This is a genomic window from Vibrio sp. S12_S33 (genome assembly GCF_963889785.1).
GTDB classification, from domain to species: domain Bacteria; phylum Pseudomonadota; class Gammaproteobacteria; order Enterobacterales; family Vibrionaceae; genus Vibrio; species Vibrio aestuarianus.
In genome coordinates this window covers 1-620 of sequence record NZ_CAWPQZ010000215.1, presented here as the reverse complement: position 1 = coordinate 620, position 620 = coordinate 1, and the positions used below count along the sequence as shown (strand labels likewise).

The window sequence follows — 620 nt, the reverse complement described above, 5'->3', positions numbered from 1 at the left end:
GAAATTTGCAGGCCTGTCCCCACTATTTGCTGAACAATCCCAGACCCACTTCCATCGGAACTATCTCCAGTCCAACTAACAAGAATTTCCCCGCTGTTTAACTCAGTGATGGATGGTCTTGTATTCGTGACGGAATCATCCGTTACATTTGAACCAATGTGATAAGCCTCTCCTATCAAAGCCCCCGTAGAGCTGATTGCCTGTCCCCATAAATCAATTGTCCCATCAGGGTTAGTGTGTTGCCACACCACATAATATCCCCCAGATGAAAGTTCAATAATTTCTGGGTGCATGTTAGTTGCTTCACTCAATGCAGACAGCTGCACTGGTGCTATAAGCTGATTATAGTTTTGATCCCATGCTTGAAGATATATTTCACCTCCTTCTTCATAAGCCGCAGTAATACCACCATCGCTATTTTCAAGTATAGATAGAGTATTTCCGCTTATACCTGGGCCACCAAAATCTATAGTATTAGTCAACACTCCAGTTGAAGAATATATTTTGAGAACATGGTCAGCCGCGTTACCATCACGATAACCCACAACAATATCACCATTACTTAATGCAGTAACTTGGGCATATTGAAGCCACGTATAATCACTATCTATCGTAACGGG

Annotated in this window: 1 protein-coding gene; it reads right to left on the bottom strand. The window is 42.4% G+C overall.

The features are described 5' to 3' along the window. Window positions 1-620: hypothetical protein (locus tag AACW06_RS19895; protein ID WP_192076377.1), on the bottom strand; the 620-nt coding region annotated here is incomplete at both ends.